19 protein-coding genes and 3 pseudogenes are annotated in these 19942 nt (G+C 62.3%); 11 read left to right on the forward strand and 11 right to left on the reverse strand.

The genetic code is table 11. The annotated features are described in order from the left end of the window. Positions 1-414, forward strand: a 414-nt coding sequence (locus ACLFKU_RS37500) for a transposase (protein WP_410852542.1), incomplete at its 5' end; no start/stop codon positions are given. A 141-nt stretch (positions 415-555) separates the two neighbouring features. On the opposite strand, the pseudogene ACLFKU_RS37505 reads toward ACLFKU_RS37500, so the two are convergent. From ACLFKU_RS37505 to ACLFKU_RS37525, 5 genes and pseudogenes are all read right to left on the reverse strand, one after another. Beyond that, positions 556-1017: pseudogene (locus ACLFKU_RS37505) on the reverse strand (SRPBCC family protein); the annotation flags it as partial. 160 nt (positions 1018-1177) lie between these two features. Next, positions 1178-2170, reverse strand: coding sequence for a sugar-binding protein (locus ACLFKU_RS37510; protein WP_368585710.1), 993 nt, complete (start codon positions 2168-2170; stop codon positions 1178-1180). Between the two features lie 117 nt (positions 2171-2287). Continuing rightward, positions 2288-3283 (reverse strand): ABC transporter permease, encoded by a 996-nt coding sequence (locus ACLFKU_RS37515; RefSeq protein WP_368585709.1) that lies wholly within the window; start codon positions 3281-3283, stop codon positions 2288-2290. 55 nt (positions 3284-3338) lie between these two features. After that, a complete protein-coding gene (locus ACLFKU_RS37520; RefSeq protein WP_410852543.1) occupies positions 3339-4079 on the reverse strand; it encodes an ATP-binding cassette domain-containing protein in 741 nt (246 codons plus the stop codon). Positions 4080-4161: 82 nt separating this feature from the next. Beyond that, positions 4162-4374 (reverse strand): annotated as a pseudogene (locus ACLFKU_RS37525) (hypothetical protein); the annotation flags it as partial. A gap of 90 nt (positions 4375-4464) precedes the next feature. Here ACLFKU_RS37525 and ACLFKU_RS37530 point away from each other — a divergent pair. The 5 genes from ACLFKU_RS37530 (at position 4465) to ACLFKU_RS37550 (ending at position 9140) form a co-directional block, all read left to right on the forward strand. Beyond that, positions 4465-5646 (forward strand): TIGR03118 family protein, encoded by a 1182-nt coding sequence (locus tag ACLFKU_RS37530; protein ID WP_410852544.1) that lies wholly within the window; start codon positions 4465-4467, stop codon positions 5644-5646. 303 nt (positions 5647-5949) lie between these two features. Beyond that, positions 5950-6228: a hypothetical protein gene (locus ACLFKU_RS37535; protein WP_368585706.1), complete on the forward strand. Its 279-nt coding sequence runs from the start codon at positions 5950-5952 to the stop codon at positions 6226-6228. Positions 6229-6699: 471 nt separating this feature from the next. Further along, positions 6700-7035, forward strand: a complete 336-nt coding sequence (locus ACLFKU_RS37540) for a hypothetical protein (protein ID WP_410852545.1) — start codon at positions 6700-6702, stop codon at positions 7033-7035. Then, positions 7019-8314: an MFS transporter gene (locus ACLFKU_RS37545; protein ID WP_368585705.1), complete on the forward strand. Its 1296-nt coding sequence runs from the start codon at positions 7019-7021 to the stop codon at positions 8312-8314. The genes ACLFKU_RS37540 and ACLFKU_RS37545 overlap by 17 nt, the downstream gene beginning before the upstream one ends. Before the next feature lie 43 nt (positions 8315-8357). Further along, positions 8358-9140, forward strand: coding sequence for a substrate-binding domain-containing protein (locus ACLFKU_RS37550; protein WP_410852546.1), 783 nt, complete (start codon positions 8358-8360; stop codon positions 9138-9140). 31 nt (positions 9141-9171) lie between these two features. Here the strand turns inward: ACLFKU_RS37550 and ACLFKU_RS37555 are convergent. The 3 genes and pseudogenes from ACLFKU_RS37555 to ACLFKU_RS37565 form a co-directional block, all read right to left on the reverse strand. After that, a pseudogene (locus ACLFKU_RS37555) lies at positions 9172-9471 on the reverse strand (LysR substrate-binding domain-containing protein); the annotation flags it as partial. Positions 9472-9559: 88 nt separating this feature from the next. Continuing rightward, positions 9560-10330: a transcriptional regulator gene (locus ACLFKU_RS37560; protein ID WP_410852559.1), complete on the reverse strand. Its 771-nt coding sequence runs from the start codon at positions 10328-10330 to the stop codon at positions 9560-9562. A 74-nt stretch (positions 10331-10404) separates the two neighbouring features. Continuing rightward, positions 10405-11376 (reverse strand): ornithine cyclodeaminase family protein, encoded by a 972-nt coding sequence (locus tag ACLFKU_RS37565; RefSeq protein ID WP_410852547.1) that lies wholly within the window; start codon positions 11374-11376, stop codon positions 10405-10407. Between the two features lie 239 nt (positions 11377-11615). On the opposite strand from ACLFKU_RS37565, the gene ACLFKU_RS37570 reads away from it, so the two are divergent. After that, positions 11616-12404 carry an ABC transporter substrate-binding protein gene (locus ACLFKU_RS37570; protein ID WP_410852548.1) on the forward strand — a complete coding sequence of 263 codons (789 nt, stop codon included), beginning with the start codon at positions 11616-11618 and terminating at the stop codon, positions 12402-12404. A gap of 97 nt (positions 12405-12501) precedes the next feature. Next, the gene (locus ACLFKU_RS37575) at positions 12502-13746 is read left to right on the forward strand and encodes an NAD(P)/FAD-dependent oxidoreductase (protein ID WP_410852549.1); all 1245 of its coding nucleotides are present in this window, start codon (positions 12502-12504) and stop codon (positions 13744-13746) included. 736 nt (positions 13747-14482) lie between these two features. On the opposite strand, the gene ACLFKU_RS37580 is transcribed toward ACLFKU_RS37575, so the two are convergent. Continuing rightward, complete coding sequence (locus ACLFKU_RS37580; protein ID WP_410852560.1) at positions 14483-15763, reverse strand: MFS transporter; 1281 nt, start codon at positions 15761-15763, stop codon at positions 14483-14485. A gap of 95 nt (positions 15764-15858) precedes the next feature. Between ACLFKU_RS37580 and ACLFKU_RS37585 the strand changes: the two genes are divergently transcribed. Further along, complete coding sequence (locus ACLFKU_RS37585; RefSeq protein WP_368585698.1) at positions 15859-16848, forward strand: LysR family transcriptional regulator; 990 nt, start codon at positions 15859-15861, stop codon at positions 16846-16848. A 44-nt stretch (positions 16849-16892) separates the two neighbouring features. Continuing rightward, complete coding sequence (locus ACLFKU_RS37590) at positions 16893-17093, forward strand: DUF2905 domain-containing protein (RefSeq protein WP_410852550.1); 201 nt, start codon at positions 16893-16895, stop codon at positions 17091-17093. A 66-nt stretch (positions 17094-17159) separates the two neighbouring features. Here the strand turns inward: ACLFKU_RS37590 and ACLFKU_RS37595 are convergent, their stop codons facing one another. Continuing rightward, positions 17160-18287: an aldo/keto reductase gene (locus tag ACLFKU_RS37595; protein WP_410852551.1), complete on the reverse strand. Its 1128-nt coding sequence runs from the start codon at positions 18285-18287 to the stop codon at positions 17160-17162. A gap of 462 nt (positions 18288-18749) precedes the next feature. Between ACLFKU_RS37595 and ACLFKU_RS37600 the strand changes: the two genes are divergently transcribed. Continuing rightward, entirely contained in the window at positions 18750-18908 is a 159-nt protein-coding gene (locus ACLFKU_RS37600) for a hypothetical protein (RefSeq protein WP_410852552.1), read from the forward strand. Positions 18909-18992: 84 nt separating this feature from the next. Here the strand turns inward: ACLFKU_RS37600 and ACLFKU_RS37605 are convergent, their stop codons facing one another. Then, positions 18993-19919 (reverse strand): LysR family transcriptional regulator, encoded by a 927-nt coding sequence (locus ACLFKU_RS37605; protein WP_410852553.1) that lies wholly within the window; start codon positions 19917-19919, stop codon positions 18993-18995. Positions 19920-19942: the final 23 nt, after the last annotated feature.

Here is a 19942-nt window from a genome sequence, read left to right on the forward strand (position 1 = left end):
GACGCAGACTCCGGACTGGTTCATACAGTCATTGGAACGGCGGCCAATGTGCACGACACCACCGTTGCCCAGGCGTTGCTGCACGGCAAGGAGACGGATGTCTACGCTGACGCCGGGTATCAGGGAATCGAAAAGCATTGTGAGGCCGACGCAGCTCGTTGGCATGTTGCGATGAGACCGGGCAAGCGCAGACTACTGGACCAGAGTAATCCTCTGGACGCGATATACCATCAGATCGAGCGGCTCAAGGCCGGTATCCGTGCCAAGGTTGAGCACCCGTTTCGCGTCATCAAGCGGCAGTTCGGCTATGCGAAGACCCGCTATCGCGGTTTGATGAAAAACACTGCCCAGATCACCACGTTGTTCGCTTTGAGCAATTTGTGGATGGCGCGCAGAGCTTTGCGAAACGCTTAAGATGGAGCCGGTGCGGGCATATGTTTCACCGGTACAGCCTCCGACTGGTGACTGTACCGGGCGATCTCCGCACAAGGAATGTCGTCGCCGTTCAGACTGCGATGCGTGTGGAAAATCGCCGCTACGAAAACGACTTCTGCAGAGCTTCCTTAACACCGCAAACCATAGTGTCGGCGCGCGGTACACGAACTCGCGCACGAATCGTGTTTCTGACGCTACGGGCGTCAACGCGTAGCTCACTGTGCCTGCAGGCTTCCCGTCTATCGTGCCGACAATGGCCCATTTGTGCGGACGGTCCCGTACGGAAACGGTCCACAGGACGCTTCCCCGGCGACCCGCCACGCGGAATTCTTCAGCAACCTGTTCACCGACATTTAACGAGTGGTCGACCGCCCCTCTTACCGATAGCGAAGACGGGTGCCAGCTGGGCCAGTGAGCAGGTGTCGTGACGTAGTCGAAAACCACCGCATCCGGTCGCTCGATCGAGGTCACGGTGGCAATCCTCGTCGTAAGATTGACCGACCCAGGCAACGGGACGGCAAGCAGTGCAGCGACCACGATGACTGCCAGGAGCGCGCTCATCCATTTCGATGGCCATTTCATCCGGGACTCGCGAAGTATGCTCCGTGCGCCGATAGGATCTGGCGTCAACGGCGCAACTTACAATCAAGGCACGATCGGGGCTTACTACTTGCTATCCAGACGAACTGGCTGCGCAATCCCACATTTTCAGCCGCTTCGTCGTCGCCGTGGTCGCCGGCTTTCAATGCTTCAGGCAAGTGTCGGCGTTCTTCCACGTGCAGACGTCGAGTCCGGTGTGAATGACCGGAGGCACGGACTTCCCTTGCGCGAGGTCGCGCATGACCATCGCGGCGCGGTAGCCCATTTCCTCGGGCCGCTGACCGACGAGCACATTCACCTTGCGGTCCTTGAGCGCCTGCAGTTCGGGCCCGAGCGTGTCAGCCGAGACGATCACGAATTTGCCGTTCTTGATCTTGTCCATGATCGGGGCGACGACCTGCGAAAAGGCCTGCGGAGCAAAGAGCGGCCAGCCGCCCGCCAGTAGAAAGGCGTCGAGACCCGTGGGGTTGGCGGTCAGCGTGTCCTGCATCATCTGATTCGCCTTCGCGGCGTCGTCGTTCACGTAGAGCGGACAGCCACTGATCTCATGCCACCCGTTCTCGCCAGCGAGCTTCGTGATGCCCTTCTTCCCGGAGAGCACATCGCGCGCGCCTTGGGCCCGCTGGTTGATGTTCTCCGCAGCCGGATTGCCCATCACGAGGCAGACATTGCCGCCTTTCGGCATCAGCATCTTCAGCTGCTCGCCGAGCTTGGCGCCCAGCTCGTAGTTGTCGGTGCCGACATAGCTTTTGCGCAGTGACGCATCCTTCGGCAGCAAATCGGCATCCGCGGTTATGACCGGGACCGATCCGCCGCGGCGGCGCAGCACCTCGGCCACAGCCGGCGCGTTCGCGGGCGAGATCGCCATGCTCGCGACGCCCTTGGTCAGCAGGTCGTCGATGATCTGCACTTGCGCGCTCTCGTCGGCCGCGGTCGCGGGACCGGTGTAATAACAGTTGTAGCCTTGCTTGTTGAGTTCCTTGTTCGCCCGTTCGCATCCCTGATGCATCAGGTCGAAGTACGGGTTGTCGAGACCCTTCACGACCAGCGCAAGGGTCTTATCGGCCGCAAAGCCCGGGGACGCCAGCATCGCGAGTCCTCCAGCCGCAGCAAGACACATCAACAGTTTTTTCATGGCTTCCTCCTGTTGGGCGCCGGCTCTGCGGTACCCATGTCGGCTTACACAGTCTTCGTAACGCGTCCCGCCTCCCGCGGCACCGGCCCGGAAGCGGCCGGTGCGTCCACAGACATTTCAATCCCCTTGCCGCTCGCCACCGAGCCGGTTGAAGAGCACCGCGACGACAATGAAGCTGCCGACGACCGTGCCCTGCCAGAACGCGTCGACGCCGAGCAGGATCAGGCTGTTGCGGATGACCTCGATGAGCGCCGCGCCGACGATCGTGCCGAAAGCGCTGCCAACCCCGCCGATCAGATTGGTGCCACCGACCACGGTGGCCGCGATCACGCGCAGTTCGTCGCCGGTGCCGAGGCCGGTCGTCACTGCGCCTAGCCAGCCGACTTCGAGAATCGCCGCGACACCCGCCATGAGGCCACAGAGCACGTAGACGCTACAAACGATGCGGCGCACCGGTACGCCGGTGAGAGTCGCCGCATGACGGTTGCCGCCGATCGCGAAGACGTAGCGGCCCCAGCGCGTCCAGCCGAACGCGAACCAGAACAACAGCCCAAGCAGGATCAGGAACCACACCGGATTGGCGACGCCGAGCGTCGCGCCGCCGCCGAGCGTGAGGAGTTTGCTGCCGTCGGGGCCGAAATCGAAAATGGTCCGGCTGCGGGAAATCACGAGTGCGAGGCTGCGGCCGACGCTCAGCATCGCGAGCGTCACGACGAACGGCTGCATGCCGAGATAGGCGATGAGCAGGCCGTTCACGAGGCCGACCAGCCCGGCGGTCAACAGTCCCATGCCGATACCGGCCCAGATCGGGTAGCCCGCGTTCATGACGACCGAGAGCACGATACCGCTGATGCCGATGGTCGAGCCGACCGAAATGTCGATGCCGCCCGTGACGATCACCGCCATCATTCCCAGCGCCACGATGGCGACGAAGGCGAAGTTTCGCGTAACGTTGAAAAGATTCTCGGAAGTCGCGAAGGTCGAGGTCGCAATCGACAGGGCGATACAGGCGACGATCGTTGCCAGCACGACCCAGAACACCTGGCTTGCGAGTAGTCCCGACCAGCGAGTATGCGTCCTCGCGGACTGTGGATCATCGAGCAATGGCGGCATTGTGGGGGGCCTTCGCGACGCGTCGTTCAAAGTGGGGCTCCGATGCAAGGCAGTTTCAGGCAGCGGCGATGGCGCCGGTGATGAGACCAGTCACCTCTTCCGGGGAGGACTCCTCGGTTTTCTTGTCCGCGACCTTGCGCCCGCGCCGCATGACAACCACCCGGTGGGCGACGGCGAATACGTCGGGCATGCGGTGGCTGATGAGGATGACGGCGATGCCGTGTTCGGACAGGCGTTTGATGAGATCGAGCACCTCGGCGACCTGGCGGACGCTGATCGCGGCGGTCGGCTCGTCCATGAGGACGAGCCTCGCTTCAGAGAGGCGTGTGCGGGCGATGGCCACCGCTTGCCGCTGCCCGCCCGACATTTGCCTGACGAGGTCGCGCGGGCGCGTCTCGGACTTCAGTTGCTTGAACAGATCACCCGCACGCCGATACATGGTCGCGTGATCGAGCACGCGGACAGGTCCGAACCCGATCCGCAGTTCGCGGCCAAGAAAGACGTTGGCGGCTGCGGTCAGATTGTCGCAAAGCGCGAGGTCCTGATAGACGACCTCGATGCCGCGCGCGCGGGCGTCGATCGGTTTGGTGAAATGCACGGGCTTTCCATCGATGAGCATTTCACCGTGCGAAGGCGGAAAGTTACCGGCGACCACCTTCACCAATGTCGATTTGCCGGCCCCGTTATCGCCCATGAGGCCGACCACCTCGCCCGGCTCCAGGCTGAGCGTCACGTCGATCAGGGCCTGAATGGCGCCGAAATGTCTGGAAACGCCTCTGAGCTCAAGAAGACTCATAGACTGTCGCGTTCGCTGGGGTGGAGGCGCCCACTGCATTGGCTGGGCGGCCAGTAAGACATACGAGCTAGGTAGATGTTTTTTAGTGCACGATGGGGGTTTTAGCAAGGCACTTTAGCCACCTGCCGAACTCGCTCATTTGTCGTGCCCGCTTCACTTCATCGCTATGCAGATAGATCGTCGTTGTCGACGCTGAAGGGTGCCGCAGGTTGTCCAGCACGATGCTCAGTTTCGTGCCGCCTCCGGGCGCATGCGTCGCGTGAGTGTGGCGCATCCAGTGCGGACTTTCGCACCGCTCGGAATTCTTCGTGTAGAGCGGGAATATTCGAACTCCTGCGGTCGTTTAGCTTGCGGCGATGTCTCGCCAGTGACGAGGAGGGTAGCTATGTCTCAGATCTCGCGTGGTCTCAAAGCGGCGGCTGCGATCGCGCTCGCCGCCGGTTTCACAATCGGGTATGCCGCTGCTGATGACGCCTATGTCGTCACACCGCTCGTGTCCAACGTGGCAGGCGCAGCCCCGAAAGTCGACGGTGTCCTGCAGAACGCCTGGGGTATTGCCTTTAGTCCGGCAGGAAGTCCATTCTGGATCAACGACAATGCCACCGGCTGCTCCACGCTATATGACGGCGCGGGGACCAAGGTGACGACGCTGCAGGTCGCGATCCCGCTGCCAGGCAACGTCATACCGGGCGGCGCCTGTCATCCCGTCCTTCCCAAGTCGCCACCGAATCCCACGCCCGCGGCGCCAACCGGGATTGTGTGGAATCCCTCGTCTGCGTTTCTCGTGCCAGGCACCAAGATACCAGCCGTGTTCATCTTCGCAACCGAAGATGGCACGATTTCCGCTTGGGCCGGTGGGTTGAATCCGCCGAATAACGCCGTGATCGCGGTCGATAACTCTTCCAATCCCTCCGCCGACAGCGGGGCTGTCTACAAGGGGCTCGTCTTCGGAGTCAATGCGCAAGGCGGATTCCTCTTTGCGACGAACTTCCGTTCGGGTCGGATCGATGTATTTGGGCCGAACGGTTCAGACGGCCAGTTCACGCCTGCGACGACCGACGGCGGCTTCGTCGACCCGAACATCCCTGCCGGCTATGCCCCGTTCGGTATCGCGAATATCGATGGGGATCTTTTCGTCACCTACGCAAAGCAGAACAAAGAGAAGCATGACGACGATGCAGGACGCGGTCGTGGATTCGTCGACGTATTCGATACCGACGGCCACCTGCTGCGTCGCTTTGCAAGCCGAGGGACGCTCGACTCGCCATGGGGGATCGCCCGTGCATCGTTTGCGTTCGGCCGCTTCAGCGGCAAGATTCTCATTGGCAACTTCGGCGATGGTCGAATCAATGTCTTCGACAATGACGGCGCTTTCGTCGATCAGTTGGAGAATGAGTTCGGCAATCCACTGGCAATCGACGGTCTGTGGACTCTGACACTCGGTGGCGGCCGCAATTCGAGCCCGGACACGCTGTACTTCTCGGCCGGTCCTAACAAGGAGACCAATGGACTTTTCGGGATCATCGCTCCGGCAAGAGGCTCCAGGGAGCGAGGCGCTGACCATTGACGATATTCAAGTTCGAGACGAAGGACCTCATCTCAGCCGGTCGCGGGACTCACCAGACGCGACCGGCTGTTATTGATCCGTGGTGCCCGAAGGCAATCCACTGGATCGAATGGTCTACACTTTATTCATTGCATCGATGCAGCCGTTGCGGATAGGCCATCCAGGACCATAACAGCGGCACCCGACACGCAAAACGCGCCACCTGTCACGCAAAATATGCCATCGGGTGACGGCACCACCATGCCAACGGCTGTGAATAGCGGTGGCGAGTATTGAGAGAACGGGGTATGGCAGGTTTGCCTCATGAAGGCCAAGTTTCTCTTCGCCGTGCTGCTGCTCGGTGCGATAGATTGCGCTGCGGATCCAGGTTATTACAACACGTGCGCGGCGTATCCGGCTTATCCGTGTGAGTTCTATGCCGGCTGTCCGTCTCGCGGCCAGCCATGCGTATTCCTTGGCGGCGGTGTCCGCCGCTTCCACGACTTTGACCATGGCGACGGCTTTCACCATGGGTTCCACGGTCGCAGCACTCAGTTCGAGCAGGGCGGGGGCCACAGCGGCGGTCACGGCGCACGCAACTAGGCACCGGCACATTTCTATCGATGAAAACCGCCCATCAAAAATGGGAGCACTGCCCAGTTGTCGCTATAACTTGTCTTCGTAGCATTGCCGCCGGTCGCGACGTTGGGAATTCAGCCACAAATAACGAGGTGGTCCGGTCATTCATGAGGGCGGATCAGAGGCAGCAGCTCGGCCATTACGGTCATTGGCCGAGTGCCAAAGGCCGCTATGCGTTGGCGATTCAACCGGTCGATGCATGGGCATTGATAACGTCCATGCATCAATGATTCCAGAAATCGCACTTCTACTCTTGGTCTTCTTGCGCAACTATGCGTCATCAGAAGCCCGAGAAAACGGTTCAAAAGCACAGCGCGAAGTGATCCAGTGCGCACTCAAGGCCGATGCGTGGATGCAATCGGGCGGACGCGCAGGTCGCGGCGCGTATCGGCGCGCGCGAGGCGCACCTGCAAGCGCGCGTGGCATAAGGAGAGCGTGCTCAAGATTCTGGGCGGCGAATCGTCGGAGGTGACGCCGGTGAGCCATGCGTTTTCGGGCACGAACGTCGTGTTCGGCAAGGCGCCTGGCAAAGGCGGACAGGTGCGTCAATGTCGACGCAGTGATAAGCCTCTGACGGTCGCCGCCGTGCCCGCGTTGCGCGGCTCGGTGGCGACGGCAGGGCCGAGATTGATAACAGTAGAACATCAATCGTTCCGAAAATTGCACTTATCGTTTTGCCGCCTCCGGGCGAATATTGCCAGAACCACAATCGGCCGGACCACCGCGTCTTTTCAAGATTTCAGGAGACACCTTGATGCACCCCTCGACTAACCTTTCGACCGGACGTTCGAAGGCCGCCGCAGTTTTCCGTGTAACGGCCGGAAATTTCCTGGAGCAGTTCGACTTCTTCCTGTTCGGCTTCTACGCCACGCAGATCGCCAATGTTTTCTTTCCCGCCCACAGCGAGTTCGCCTCGTTGATGATGACGTTCGCCGTGTTCGGGGCCGGCTTCCTGATGCGGCCGCTGGGCGCGATCGTGCTCGGCGCCTACATCGACGACGTCGGCCGCCGCAAGGGCCTCATCGTCACGCTTTCCATCATGGCGAGCGGCACGATCCTGATCGCGTTCGTACCGGGCTACGCGACGATCGGACTCCTGGCGCCCGCGCTCGTGCTGCTCGGACGGCTGCTGCAGGGCTTCTCGGCGGGCGCGGAGCTGGGCGGTGTGTCGGTGTATCTTGCCGAGATGGCCACGCCCGGCCGCAAAGGGTTTTTCACGAGCTGGCAGTCCGCGAGCCAACAGGTGGCGATCGTCGTCGCCGCGGGCCTCGGCTTCGCGCTCAATCAGTGGCTGAGCGCATCGGCCATCGCAGCCTGGGGTTGGCGCGTGCCGTTCCTGGTGGGCTGCATGATCGTGCCGTTCATCTTCATGCTGCGTCGCAATCTGGAGGAAACGCAGGAGTTCAAGGCGCGCCAGCATCGTCCGACCATGAAGGAAGTATTCGGCACGCTGGTCCAGAACTGGGCCGTCGTCGTCGCAGGCATGATGCTGGTGGCGATGACCACCACGAGCTTTTACCTCATCACGGTCTACGCGCCGACCTTCGGCAAGACGGTCCTGCACCTGAGCACCGCCGACAGCCTGCTCGTGACGCTGTGTGTGGGCGTATCGAACTTCGTGTGGCTGCCGGTCGGCGGTGCGCTCTCCGACAAGCTCGGCCGCCGGCCGCTCCTCGTCGCCATGACGGTGCTCGCGATCGCGACCGCCTACCCGGCACTGTCGCTGCTCGCTCACGCGCCTAGCTTCGTCAACATGCTGCTCGTCCTCCTTTGGCTCTCGTTCATGTACGGCATCTATAACGGCGCGATGGTCGTCGCGCTCACGGAAGTGATGCCGGTGCAGGTGCGCGTTGCCGGCTTCTCGCTCGCCTACAGTCTCGCGACGGCCGTGTTCGGAGGCTTCACGCCCGCGATCTCGACGGCGCTTATTCATATGACTGGCGACAAGGCCGCGCCCGGATACTGGATGAGCCTCGCCGCAGCGTGCGCGCTTCTGGCGACGTTCGCGCTCTATCGCCGCCGCGCAGTGTCGCTGACGCCGGCGCACTGATGCGCTTCCCCCGCATCCATCGCAACCGCACACGACCTTAACCATGAGAAATCTGCTTCTGAAACTTTGCGCGGCGGCGCTCGTCGCAAGCTCGGCCGCTGCGGCGAACGTGCAGGCCGCCGACCTGCACGTCATGAGTTCCGGCGGCTTTACCGCCGCGTACAAGGTGCTCGGCCCGAGGTTCGCGTCCGAGACGGGCAACACGCTCGACACCGCGCTCGGACCCTCGATGGGCAAATCGCCCGAAGCGATCCCCAACAGGCTCGAGCGCGGCGAGCCCGCGGACGCCGTCATCATGGTCGGCTACGCACTCGACGAGCTGATCAAGCAAGGCAAGGTCATCCCCGGATCGCGGGTAGAGCTGGCCGATTCGCGCATCGGCATGGTCGTGCGCGAAGGGGCGGCGAAGCCCGACATCGGCTCCCCCGAGGGTCTCAGGCAGACCCTGTTGCAGGCGAAGTCGATCGCCTACTCGGACAGTGCGAGCGGCGTCTATATCGAGCGAGAGCTGTTCAAGAAGCTGGGCATCGAGGACCAGGTCAGGTCGAAGGCGAAGATGATCCCGCGGATTCCGGTGGCGTCGGTGGTGGCAAGCGGGGACTACGAAATCGGCTTCCAGCAGGTGAGCGAATTGCTGCCCGTCCAGGGCGCCACGTTCGTCGGCAAGATTCCCGAGTCTCTGCAGTCCGTCACGCGTTTCGCCGCCGGCATTCCCGTCGGTGCGCTGCATCCGAAGGAAGCGAAGGCGCTTCTCGACTATCTTGCTTCACCCGGTGTACAGGCAGAAGTGAAATCGACCGGGCTCGATTCAGTCCTGGCGCATTGAGGCGGAACCACGGGAAGGCTTGTCTGAAACGTCACGATGCGGTCTTCCTTCCTGTCTTGACTGTCGCCGTTACGTTATTGCCCACGGCATCACCGCTTGCGGCTCCGGCGCGCTTCATCTCGATGATCGTCCGATGAAACTCCTGTGCGGCCGGTGTGAGCGGCCGTCCGCGCCGTCTTACGATTCCCACGCGTCGTTTCACCACCGGTTCGACGAGCGGCACACTCGTGAGGATCGGGTGGTCATGTCCGGGCATGGCCATCGACGGCACGGCGGCGACGCCGAGCCCCGCTTCGATTAACCCGAGCATGGTCGTTACGTGTCGCGTCTCGGTGCCGCGACGGCAGCTTCAGCACGGCGGGGAGACCGCGCGGATGGCCGTTCGCCATCGTGTGCATTTCGGTGTTGTCTGCCCCGTATCAGCTCGCCGCGCCTCGCAAATCTCTAATATGCTGATAGACGGTGGCACGTCCCATCCCCAACACATTCGCGACGTAGTTGGCAGCGCTCTTCCCCTTGAACGCCCCTTCGGCCCACAGCGCTTCGACGATCTCGCGACGATGGTCGCGAGTCAGCGAATTCAGCGCCAACTGACGTTCCTGAAGCCACGTGTGAAGGAACGTGTTGATGCGTTCCTGCCAGTCGTCCTTGAACAGCTCTTCGGGCTGCTTCACCACGCCGGCGCCGGAGATCACACGATCGATCACATGTTTGATGTCTTCGAAGACGGCGATGTTGTAGTTCACGCACATCACGCCGACGGCGCTGCCGGCATCGTCGAACAACACCGTGCTGACGCAACGCATCCGCCTCCCATCCCAATTGATTTTTTCATACGGCCCGACGGTACCGGACTCCGCGGAATGGTCGATCTCTTCCAACGCGGAGTCGTCGCCGAGTTCGCGTTTCGACAGATTATTGGCGATGTAGGCGATCGTTTGACTTTGCAGGTCATGAATGACGATTTCGACGTACGGGAAAAACAACAGCGCAATGCCATCGGCGACGCGGCTGTAGCGGTCCAGAAGTAGCCGACGTGCGGCCGTTGTCTTGAGCTTTCGCATAGGGAGAGATGCTTGCAGCTTTCTGAAGGTCCACTTGGGTGGGCGTCGGTATGGAAGGTCCGAAAACGTTCGGCATTTTGCCACGAGCGATGCGGTACTTCTGCTCGATGGCACGACGACCCGCATGTCGGCGAAGACCCTTTGCCATTGCTCCGGCGGCATGGCGCGATCTGGCGCGTCGGCAAGATCGTGGGGATTACTTACGTGCCCGCGCGAGCAGTCAGATATTTGAACAGTTCATAGGCAATCGCGACGTCTTCAAGACCCAGCCCGATCGAGCGGAAAAACACGTGCTTTCGATAGGACGGTTTGATCGCTTCGCCGCACATGAGTTCGGCGAGATCGCCCAGCACGGCTTCGGGACGCCAGCCATGGTATTCGGAAGCGAGCTTCATCTCGCCCGCGGTGGCTGGGGTGGTGCGGCGGTAGTCGCAATAGACGTCCATGTCGGCGAGCCATGCGGGCGGAATCTCATGAGCGTTCGCCACGTTGGTGCTGATAGACGTGATGAGCGCTGGCTTGTCGAGCATGTTTTCGTGCAGCACCGGGGTGCCGGACGAGGTACACAGCGCAACGACGTCGGCGTCGGCGACACAGTCTTCGATCCTTGTACAGATGGAGACTCTTTCATCGAGCGCTGCGAGCTGCACACGTTTTTCGGTGTCGTTCGCAAGCCCGGGCGAAAACACCCGGATCGACTGCCACGGCCGCGTCGACGCGAGATGGCGCAAATGAGCCTGTCCGACCGCCCCCGCGCCGACAATCGCGAGCCGGCGCGCATGATCGGCGGCGAGTTGCTGTACCGCGAGTGCGGTCGCTCCGGCGGTGCGCTCGATCGTCAGCAGACCCGAATCACACAACATCAGCGGTTGCCCCGTTTCCATCGACATCAATGCCGTCCACGCGGTAATGATCGGCTTCGCCTGCGTGACGATGTATGGCGACAGCTTCGCGCCGAACACTTTCGCGTCCGCCATCACGCCCAGATATGTGATGAAGTCGCCGGCGTTCTGCGGGAAAAGAGTCAGCGTCTGCGGAGGCTGCACTGCCATGTGGCTTCCGAGCGCGCGAAACATCTGCGCCAGCACGCTGCGCACGTCGAGGTGAGGAAGCGCCTCGCGAATGGTTTGCTGGTCGACGACCAGGGGCATTGCGTTTTCTGACTGGATCATTGAACTGCGCTCCACAACGGTGCCGGTGCTCCGGCGGTCAGGTGATTCTAAGTCAAACTGTCCAGTCTGGACATTTATTTTGAAAAGTGCTTGCTTTTATATCTGTCCAGAATAGACTGTCAATCCAGAGCACGTGTAAGGCCGGCGCGTCATCTGCCTCATGCGATGTCTCGGAGCGGGCCGGTCAACCGTCGCGCATGCCCTCAATTGTCGTCGCCCAAATACCCAGGGGACCTCTTATGTTTCGGAAGCTTCAACTTTCACTTATCGTCGCTGCTGCATTGGCGGGCTCGCTAGGGACCGTCGGCGCGCAGGCTCAGGACACTTTGCGCTTCGGTATCGAGGCAGCCTACCCGCCGTTCGAAAGCAAGTCGCCGAGCGGGCAACTTCAGGGCTTCGACGTCGACGTCGGCAATGCGGTCTGCACGAAGCTGGGCGTGAAGTGCGTGTGGGTCGAAAATGCGTTCGATGGACTGATTCCCGCGTTGGAAGCCCGCAAATTCGACGTGATCAATTCCGCGATGAACATCACGGACAAGCGCAAGCAATCGATTGAATTCACGAAGCCGATCTATATCGTGCCGATCGTGATGGTGGCGCGACGTGGCTCCGGCCTGTTGCCCGACGTGAAAAGTCTGCAAGGCAAACGGGTCGGCGTGTTGCAGGGGTCGTCGCAGGAGGATTTCCTCAAAGCTCATTGGGCGAATGCCGGCGTCACGGTCGTGTCGTACCAGGACCAGGATCAGGTCTACGCGGACCTGCTTGGCGGGCGCCTCGACGCTGCCGTTCAGGAAGCGCAAACTGCGCAGGACGGTTTCCTCGGCAAGCCCGAGGGCCACGAGTATGCGATCGTCGGCAAGCCGCTCAGCGATCCGGCAACGCTCGGCGAGGGCACCGGCTGGGGCTTGCGCAAGGCCGACAAGGCGCTGGTCGCGAAAGTCAATGCCGCGCTCGACGCGCTGAAGAAAGACGGCACGTTGAGCAGTCTTTCGCAGAAGTATTTCAACAACGACATCATCGCGAAGTAACGAGTCCACGAGCCGGCGCCAGAGGTTTCTCGCCGGCTCGCTGCGCAAAATGCGGCCGCCCGGCGTCCAGTCCTGATAGAAAAAGCGAAGCGAGTTTATGGATTTCGATGTGATAGTGCTGGGCGCTGGGATTGTCGGCGTATCGTCCGCGCTGCAGTTGCAGGATCGCGGCCGCCGGGTGGCACTGGTTGATCGGCGCGCTCCGGGCGAAGAGACCAGCTTCGGCAACGCGGGGCTGATTGAAAGCTCGTCGGTCGTTCCCTACGGTTTTCCGCGCGATTTCGGCACGTTGCTGCGCTATGCGAAGAATCGTTCGACCGACCTGTACTGGGACTATCGGGCGTTGCCGCACTTTGCGAGCTGGCTCGCGCGCTTCTGGTGGGAATCGTCGCCCGAGCGATTGATGGCCGCCGCGCGCGACATGTTGCCGTTGATCCAGCAAAGCGTAGCTGAACACGATCGGCTCATCGAGCGCGCGCAACTCGGCCATCTCATTCGCGACAGCGGCTGGATCGACGCCTATCGCACCCCAGCGGGATTTTCGCGGCAGGCGGCGGCCGCCGCATTGACTGCCAGGACCTATGGCTTGCGGGTCGCGGTGCTGGATTCGGCGGCGCTGGCCGCGCGCGAGCCGGGCCTCGCGGACGGCTTTTGTGGCGCGTTGCATTGGCAGGACCCGAAAAGCATCGTCAATCCCGGGGCACTGACTAAAGGTTATGCGAGTTTTTTCGAAGCGGGCGGCGGAACGGTGCTCACCGGCGACGCCGCCACGCTAACGGCGCAAGCGGGCGCGTGGACGGTTCAGACATCGTCGGGCCGGATCAGCGCTAAAGAAGTCGTGGTGGCGCTCGGTTCTTGGTCTGACCGCGTTTTCGCGCCGCTTGGTTACCGCATTCCTTTGCGCGCGAAGCGCGGTTATCACATGCACTACCGTCCTACCCGCCAGATGCTGTCGATGCCATTCGTCGACGCGGAGCAGGGCTACGTGGTGGCGCCGATGGAAGGGCGGTTGCGGCTGACCACGGGGGTCGAGATCGCGCGGCGTGACGCGAGGCCGACGGGCATACAGCTCGAACGCGCGGAGCGCATTGCCAGGCCGAGCTTCGGTCTCGGTGAGCGACTCGACGCGAGTCCGTGGCTCGGCCTGCGTCCTTGCACACCCGATATGCGCCCCGTCATTGGGCGCGCGCCGCGTCATCGCGGGTTGTGGTTTGCATTCGGTCATAACCATCATGGTTTGACCTTGGGGCCCGTCACCGGTCGACTGCTGGCGGAGATGATGACCGGGGCACCGACCTGTGCGGACGCGCGTCCGTTTCGGGCTGAACGGTTCCGTGGTTAGCGGCGGGAATGCGCCCGGCCTGAAGATCTGGTTGGGTGGATCGGCCACTATGAAACACGTTCCATTCAGGATGGAGATCGAGAGTGTCTTTGCATGGCGTTGTGTCGCTTCCATTCACGCTACTGAATCGCGGTCAACTTGGTAGCGCAGGTGTGCTTTCTTCTTCTACGGGGTCATCGTCGCCTGCATCACCAAAGCATTGTTCGATATTGCCAATTTTGCTGGAGCGAAAGCACGGACTGGAAAGGCCACGGTCATGTGTAAGCGAACTATCCCGGCTCATTGGGAGTGGCAATCTCGTGGACGACTTTTGACGCGTGCCTATGTGGAGGAATACGAGATACTGGATTTGATTATCAATGGCCGGAAGATGACGTATCGGCCGTATCCGTGGATTATGGAGCGCACAACTGCAAACACGACTGAGCCAGTTCAGTTCAAAGCTGCCCGATTCACTAGCAAAGTGCAGATCATAAAATTCAAGTACCTTTAGTCGAGTAGAACGTCGCGTCAAGGATCGAAACATCTCTGAGCGACTACTCTTGAGTGAACCGAAGGCTGCTCAGGGTCGGCCTATACCTGTTGCATCAAGCACGATACGAGATGACGGTCTCGCTCGATCGTTGGACACAGTGCGGCCAATAGCGGCCAAATGATGCACCCATAGCACTACCCTCTTGCGAGCAGACAAGCATAGCTCGCGCCCGGCCGCGCGCGTTCAACCGCGTTGCAGATCTCAGGTTCCCACCCGGTTGGAGCGGCCCGCGACACCATAGGCAAAGGCTGCTCCCGCGAATGCAACACCCACGCCACAGACCCCGCGCCACCCCGCGAGAGCCCATCCGGCGCCCGAGAGCGCCGCCCCGAGCGCGCCGCCGACCATGAACGCACCGACGAACAGTCCGTTCAGCCGCCCGCGTGCGGCGGGATTCATGAGATTGACGGCGCGGCGGCCAAGCGTCTGATCGATGACGACGCCTGTGTCGATCGCCGCACCACCGATGACGAGCGCCGCGATCGCGAGCCGGGGGTGGGCCTGCGGAGCGAAGCCCAACCCGCCCGATCCCGCCACGGCGATGAGCGCAAGGGCCGCGATGATCAACAGGTGCGCGAACAGCAGCGCACTGCGACCGTGCCCGCAGTCGCCCGCCTGGCCGGCGAGCGGCGTGACGACTGCGCCGCTCGCACCCGCGAGCGCGAAAAGCGCGATCCCGTGCAGGCCGAATCCGAACGGTGGCTGCGCGAGCAGTAGTCCGACCGACGCCCAGAACGCGCTAAACGCCGCCATCGCCAAAGCGGCGGAGATCGCGCGCCGCTGCAGGATGCGTTCACGCGCGAGAAGGGTCCAGAGCGATCCCAGCAAGGCAGCGTAGCGCGTGATTACCGGCGGCGCGCGGTAGGGCAGGCGCCGCATGAGCACACCCGCGAGCAACGCATTGATTAGCGCGCTCGTGCCGTAGAACGCGCGCCAGCCGGCCCAAGCCGCGATGACACTGGCGAGCGGCCGCGACAGCAGGATCCCGATCATCAAGCCGCTCATCACGTTGCCCACGGCGCGGCCGCGCTGGGCCTCGGGCGCCATCGACGCGGCCATCGGCACGAGCATCTGGATCACGGTCGATGTCGCGCCCGCCAGGAATAGCGCGGCAAGGCACACCCACGCCGAACGCGCGAACATCGGCACAGCGAGGAGCAATGCGCAGCAGAACAGCGTCCGCACGATCAGGCGGCGGTTCTCGATCAGATCGACCAACGGAACGAGAAGCACGAGCCCAGTGGCGTAGCCGAGCTGCGGCAGCATCGACACGAGGCCGCCGAGCGCATGGGGAAGATTCAGCGTGGCGGCAATCGGGCCGGTGAGCGGCTGCGCGGCGAACAGGTTGATGATGATGAGACCGACTGCAGTGCCGAAAAAAACCGTCATCGGCGTGGTGAGCTGGCCGGCCTCGCGCTCGTCGGCGCGTTCAGCGTGCGGCTGGCCGACGGTGCAGGATGAAAGATCTGCGGGGCGGTCCATGACGACGCTCCGGTTGAAGGACTTGTGGTCTATGCTAGAAGCTGCTTCGTTATGCGACAATTGAAACATCTTGATAATGATTATGCGAGATTGTTTTGAATACGCGTGATCTCCAGGCGTTCGTGGCCGTCGTTGAATGTGGGTCGATCGTCGGTGCGGCCGAACGGCTCCATCTAACCCAGCCCGGCCTGACGCGCCGCATCCAGAGCCTCGAAAGCACGCTGGCTCTTGCGCTGCTCGACCGTCAGGCAAAGCCGCTCAAGCCGACCGCTGCCGGGCGGGAGGTCTACCTGCTTGCGCGTAACGTGCTCGGCGCCGTCGACGAACTGCTGGCCGTCGCTTCCCCCGACAGCGAGCCGGAAGGCGAACTGCGCATCGGCGTGCCGCCGTTCCTCTCCGACCTCGCGCTCGAACAGCCGCTCGACCGCCTGCGCGGGACCTACGCCAAGCTGACGCTGCGTGTGACGGCGGGCTGGTCGCCGCGTCTGCTGCAATCGGTCGAACTGGCGCAGGTCGATGCCGCTGTCGTGTTGATGCCCGGTGATATCGCGCTGCCCGAGGCGTTGGTCAGTACGCGGCTCGCTTTCATGCCGACTGCCGTCGTCGCGGCGCGTTCGCTTGGGCTGCCGAAAGCGCCCGTCACGCTGCAATACCTCGCGCAGCATCCGTGGGTGCTCAACCAGGACGGCTGCGGCATGCGCTCGGCGCTGTCGCGCGCGCTCGCGCGGGCGGGGTTGCCGTTCAACGTCGCCGTCGAGGCGTTCGGCTCCGACTTGCAGCTATCGCTTGTCGCGCGGCAGCTCGGAATCGGGATCGTCTCGCCGGAAGTGCTTGCGCGCAGCCCGTTTCGCGACGTGTTGCAGGTGATCGATGTCACGGATTTCGAATCAGGCGTCGAGGTCTGGCTCGTCCACCACCCGCTACCGGGACGGCTCGTGCGGCCGATCGCACTCTTGCGCGATTCGCTGGCCGAGGTGCTGCGTGCTCATGGGATGGCTGCGGCGCATTCCTTTGAGCGCGTCGATGGCGCGGCTGTCAGCAGGCGATCCGGGAAGAATGGACGCGGTAGCTTGAGCCATGCTTGATAGGGGACTTCGACATGATTGGTTTTTTTGAGTGACCGGGCACCATGAACCGCTTCCTCGTTATTTTGGGCGTGCTGTGCCTGCTTGCCGGCCTCGGATGGCATTGGTTCGCGCGCATCCCGTTCGGCCGGCTGCCTGGCGACATACATATCGTTCGCGGCGGTATCGATTTCCATTTTCCGATCGTCACGTGCATCGTGATTTCGGTCGTGGTGTCAGTGCTCTTGTGGTTGTTGCGACGGTAAGTGCGCGTTGGCGCCGGTGAAACGGATGCCCCACGCCGTCTAGCTTCCTGTCGCGCGGTGTGCTGCTCACTTGGCGGCGGGCGGCGGCGCGGGCACTCGCTGAAAGTCGGCATGATTCGGCGGTTGTGCGGCGACATCGACCTGTCCGTGAATGCGTGCCTGATGGCCATCCGCGAACATGTAGTACGGGAACGGGTGGGGCGGCTCCGAAGCCGCGTCGAGCCTGGCAATCAACTCGGGCGCCAGCACGAAGTCGAGTGCACCGAGCGATTGTTCGAGCTGCGCCGCCTTCGTCGCGCCGACGACGATGCTCGCAACCCCCCGTTTCTGATACAGCCAGTTCAGGGCGACCTGAGCCATCGGCCGATTCGCAGCGTGCGCGACTGCCTCCAGCTCGGCGACGATCGAAAAGTTGCGCGCGGATAGCTTGTCGAATCCGGGCGGCGGCGCGGTACCTAGCGTCTGCAGGCGACCACTGCCCGTTACAGTGGCCTGGTTTTGGGCGTCTTGCGACGGACGGTATTTGCCCGACAGCACGCCCATGCCAAGCGGGCTCCACGCCACGAGCCCCATGCCGAGGTGTGTGGCGAGGTCGGCGAACTCGTGTTCCGCGTTGCGTTCTATCATCGAGTATTCCAACTGCATTGCCGCGACCGGTTCGAAACCGCGCCAGTCCGCGAGCGTCTGCGCCCGACCCGCATACCACGCTGGCACGTCAGAGAGGCCGACGTAACGGATCTTGCCAGCGCTGACGGCGTCGTCCATGGCGCGCATCACTTCGTCGGCGGGCGTCATGCGGTCCCACGTGTGCAGGTAATAGAGATCGATGTAGTCTGTGCCGAGCCGCCTGAGCGAGCCTTCGAGTGCCCGAAGCAGGTTCTTCCGATGGTTGCCGCCCGCATTCGGGTTGCCGGGCTGCGCGTTGTACGAGTACTTCGTCGCGATCACGAGCCGCTCGCGCATCGCGCGCGCCGCTGTGAAGCGGCCGACCCATTGCTCGCTCGTGCCTTCCGTGTAGAGATCAGCCGTATCGATGAAGTTGCCGCCTGCGTCGACGTATAGATCGAAGAGCCGCTGCGCCGTTGCTTCGTCGGCGCCCCAGCCCCATTCAGTGCCGAACGTCATCGTGCCGAGCGACATCGGGCTCACGCGCAGGCCGGAACGACCGAGCAGGGTATAGCGATCGAGCGACATGACTGTCTCCTCTGGGGCCAGGTAAGCGACCCATTATTGTGCGCGCCTTTCTTGTGCCGCTGTTGACCGCGGCACGGTAGCAGCCACTGTCCAACTTTCATTTGCCCGCAGCAAACGGGCTCACATCCGCACAGATGAGCAATCCAGCCAGCTTCGTGGGCTGGGACTTCAGCCGGAACGGCCCGTGGGTGATGCCGCGCGGGGCCACGCAACCGGTTCTGCGCTGGCAAGTCACCGCGCAATGAATGGTGTGCCCCGGGGCACCTTTGGCTCTCTTTGCATAGGTTTGCTGGGCCGCGCTTTCTGTTTCCTCGCGCGACGCCACGTGGCGACTTCGTGCTGTGTTCGTTTTGCACGGCTACGTTGACTGGTGCACAGACATCCTGTCGAGACGAACTATATTCGTTGATCGAGCCGTCTTCGCTGGCGGGTGGCAATCCGGGTGTGTCAGAGGAGGTTGACGTGGACCAATCGTGGTTGGGTATGGCTGTGGGCCTGATCGTGCTGGTGATGGCCGCGTGTGGCGTGATTTCGCACTACCGCCGCGAACGGCGCCGCGCCGATCTGCTGCGCAACCTTGATCACCACGACTGGTGTCGCTGGACCCGGTCGCGACACTGAGCGTCGTCGCGACCGCGCTCAGAGGGCGGTGCACATGCCCCGGTGCGGACAGCGTCTCCCAGCAAAGCCATCAGCGACCGTGCGTTACGCTGGCCTGGGTCTTCCCAGCGTTTGCGAAGGATGACGATTGCCGAGAAGCTCGACCAGCCGTGTCTCGCATTCGGAAAACGAGTACCCGCGCCGCTGCGAGATCATGAACGTGAGGGGGCGCATGTGCCATGCGCGCCGTTGGAGTTCGACAAGGGTTCCCTTCACGAGGTCTTTCTCGACCAGATGGCGCGGCATGTGCCCCCAGCACAAGCTTCCCCTAAGCAGATCGTGCTTCGCGCCGAGGTCATTCACCCGCCACTGGCGTTCGCTGGCGACCCCCTGTTGGGTCTTGTCCGCATCGGGCTGATTGTCGGTTACGACGAGCTGGATGTGCCGGGCAAATTCCTCCCGCGGGATCGGCCCCGCGATTGAGGCCAGTGGATGGGATGGCGCACAGACGGTCACCATTTGCGCATCACATAGATGCTGCCTTTCTATGGTGCCGGGGCTCAGCTCCGGCACGTCCGTGATCGTCACCGCCAACGCGCACATGCCTTCGCGAACCAAACGCTCGCCGTCCTGCATGGTCGTCATGCGCAGATTGATTGCAACCGTTGGAAAGTCCGCCTGCAAGGTGCGCAGGCATTCGATCAAATGCGCACGCGGAAAGTAGGTATCCACGGCGACCGAGACCTGTGGGACCCCAGCTTCAGCAATGGCAACCGCGCGCATCTTCATTTCCTCTGTGCGCGAGATCACACCGCGAGCATCAGGCAGGAGGCTGCGGCCAGCAGCCGTCAGCGTCGCTTTGCGCGTGTTGCGCTCGAACAGCACCACATCGAAGGCGCTTTCGAGCGCGTTGATCGCGTGACTGATCGCCGACTGCGCACGCCTCAGCTCGCGTGCGGCCCCGGAAAAGCTTCCCTGATCACACACGGCGACGAAGGCCCGAAGTTGATTGATCGTGACGTTGTCGAGCATGGCTATCTAAAAACTAGATGAAA

The organism is Paraburkholderia sp. EG304 (assembly GCF_046543485.1).
Classification (GTDB): Bacteria; Pseudomonadota; Gammaproteobacteria; order Burkholderiales; family Burkholderiaceae; genus Paraburkholderia; species Paraburkholderia youngii.